This is a genomic window from Paratractidigestivibacter sp., from assembly GCF_052362415.1.
Lineage (GTDB): Bacteria > Actinomycetota > Coriobacteriia > Coriobacteriales > Atopobiaceae > Paratractidigestivibacter.
The window spans coordinates 1-2709 of sequence record NZ_DAWEMK010000164.1; the positions used below are offsets into that span (position 1 = coordinate 1).

3 protein-coding genes and 1 pseudogene are annotated in these 2709 nt (G+C 69.4%); all 4 read right to left on the reverse strand.

The annotated features are described in order from the left end of the window. Positions 1 to 686: pseudogene (locus tag ACT84W_RS10380) on the reverse strand (VirB4-like conjugal transfer ATPase, CD1110 family); the annotation flags it as partial. Then, positions 655 to 1080: a PrgI family protein gene (locus ACT84W_RS10385; RefSeq protein ID WP_073293314.1), complete on the reverse strand. Its 426-nt coding sequence runs from the start codon at positions 1078 to 1080 to the stop codon at positions 655 to 657. The pseudogene ACT84W_RS10380 and the gene ACT84W_RS10385, both read right to left, overlap by 32 nt. Positions 1081 to 1092: 12 nt before the next feature. Next, positions 1093 to 1308, reverse strand: a complete 216-nt coding sequence (locus tag ACT84W_RS10390; protein ID WP_006234636.1) for a hypothetical protein — start codon at positions 1306 to 1308, stop codon at positions 1093 to 1095. Between the two features lie 84 nt (positions 1309 to 1392). Continuing rightward, positions 1393 to 2709: VirD4-like conjugal transfer protein, CD1115 family (locus tag ACT84W_RS10395; RefSeq protein WP_444329157.1), on the reverse strand; the 1317-nt coding region annotated here is incomplete at its 5' end.

Genomic DNA, 2709 nt, shown 5'->3' on the forward strand with positions numbered 1-2709 from the left:
TCCCAGGAGAACTCGAAGCGCGACCCCGGGCGCAGCTGCCCCTGCAGAAGCTCGAGCCTCTCGACGCCGTCGAGGGCGCGCGACGAGCAGCGTATGCGCGCGAGCGTCTGTTCCACGTCGCCCCGGATGCGCGCGAGCTTGGGCACCGCGGCGTCGACGTCGTCGGCGCCCACGGCGTAGGTCAGGTAGCGGTGGCGCACGAGGTTCGAGACGCCCTCGCGCATCTTGTCGTTGAGGATCCGGTTGTACTCTTCGGCGAGCCCGGCGGTGGCGCGCTCCCCGGGCTCGAAGAAGACCTTGCGGCCGACCTCGTCGGCGGGGATGGGCGCGTTCACTACCTGGAGCTGCACGTGGGAGTCCGCCGGGAAGTAGTTGAACAGCGAGCTCATCACGGTGAAGGCCGTCTCGCGCGCCTCCTTGCGCGCGGACTGGTAGCTGATGTCGGAGAACTCGACCGTCTGGCTGAACACCCCGGGCATCACCTGGGCGATTCCGTCCTTGTACATGGCGTCGTAGCCGACGTAGGCGGCCATCTCGCGCGAGCGGTCGCGCTCCCGGCGGCGCCTCTGCCGCTCGGCCTCCGCGCCCTTCGAGGCGTCCTTGCGCCCGCCCGTGCCGCCGAGGAGCAGCCCGAGGGTGCTCGGGCGCTTCGGCCTATTCTCCTTGTTGCTTCTTGCTCGGCTCATAGAGCTCGGCTCCTTTCTTCCTTGCCCTGCGCCTCGCGCGACGTCCCGGGCGGCCCGGGCGCGGCGAGCCCTCGGGGAGGCTCCCGGCGAGGCAGGGCTCGTACGCGAGCAGCTGTGGGGAGAGCTCGTGTGCCGCCAAAAGCGGCAGCAGCTCCTCGGCGCGCATGCCGAAGGGCCGCCAGAACCCGGCGAGCCAGAACGGCATGCTGCAGAGCATGATCGGGAAGGCCGCGTCCGCGACGTCGGCGTGCAGGCCCAGGTGGACGAAGGCCGCCGCCCCGACCGCGCTGCCGAAGCCGAGCGACACGCATGCGAGCGTGCGCAGGCTCATCTTCCCGACGATCTTCTCCTCGTACTCGCCGATGTCCTTCTGCACCGGTATCCTGAGCGCCATCCGCGACGCCCCCTATGCCGGCAGCCAGGACGTGTCCAGCTGACCGAAGTAGACCGACGCGGCGATGATGATCGCGCCGCCGGCGATGGTGGATATGGCGGTCGCGATCTGCGGGCCGCCCTGCTGCTCCCTGATGGCCAGGCCGAGCGAGACCGCTCCCCACACGACCAGGAAGCCGCCGAGGAAGGTCACGCAGCCCGACACGAGCTTGATGACGTTTGCGAGCATGCTGCTCTCCTTTGCTTTCGGTTGACGATGTTCCTTGCTGTTCCTCCCCCGCGGCGGGGGAGGCCCGCGCCCGCCGCGGCCCCGTCACGAGTTGCCTTCCTTCTGCCTGCGGTACTCCGCGAAGTCGAACGGGCCGCGGCGCGCGGCCTCCTCGAGCAGGCGCGAGCGCGGGTGGCGCTCGAGCCGGTACTTCCGGTCCATGAGCGGCATGCACCCGTTCACGAGCACGAGCGCGTCCTCGCGCGGCATGCGCGCCACCTCGGCGGGCTGTATGAGGTCGCGCTCGGAGATGCCGCGGTTCACGGTCCGGGTCCAGCCGGCGCCCCGCGAGTCGCTCTGCGTCTCGCTCGCCACCGTCTGTTTGCCGGCCATCTTGCTGATCTCCTCGTTGGTCTCGTTCGCCTTTCCGCCCAGGTAGAGCAGCGTGTCGCAGGCGTTCACGATGGTCTCGGCGTTGTTGTCGCCGTAGGTCTCCTTCAGCTGCGAGAGAGACTGGGCGATCATCGAGACGGCGATGTTCCGGCTGCGGGTGACGGCGATGGTCCGCTCGAAGTCGGGTATGCGCCCGATGTTGGCGAACTCGTCGAAGACGAAGTGCACCGTTGTGGGCAGCGAGCCGCCGTGCGCCTCGAGCGCCTCGGCGCAAAGCGCGCTCACGGCCGTATCCATGAGCAGGGCGAACAGGAAGTCGAAGGTCGAGTCGGTGTCGCTCATAGACGCGAAGAGCGCGACCTTGGCGCCCTCGTCGCCCATGTGGGCGAGGTCGAGCTCGTCTTTGGAGGTGAGGTCGCGCACGGCGCGGATGGAAAGCGGCTTCAGGCGGACGTTGCAGCTCGAGAGCATCGACTTCATGGTGTCGCCGGCGGCCACGCGGAACTCGCGGTAGCTCGCGAGCGCGAAGTCGTCGGGCGGCGCGGGCTCGCGGACCTTGACCCACTCCCACGCGCCGTCCTCCTCGGAAAAGCCGCGCAGCGATCCGCCCTCCGCCGAGGCGCCGCCGCGCCTGACGTAGCGCTCGCCGGTCTCCAGCTCGCGGAACACCATGTCGAGCGGGCTCATGTAGCCCGGGTCGTCGCGGGCGTCGGCGAGCGAGAGCAGCGTGAGCAGCCCGTCGAGGTTTCGGTCGGCGGGCTCGCAGTGCATGACGAGGTAGGCCGTGAGCGCGGTGTAGACCAGGCGCTCGGCCTTCTCCCAGTAGGGGTCGCCTTTGTGGTCGGCCTCGCCCTCGGTGTTGGCGACGATGCCGCGGGCGAAGCGGATGACGCCCGCCTCGTCGCGTATGTAGGCTATGGGGTTGAAGCGCATGGAGCGCGTGAAGTCGATGGTGTCGAACGCGCGGATCTCGTAGCCGAGCTCCGCCAGCGCGCCGCCCATCTCGCGGATGAGCGTGCCCTTCGGGTC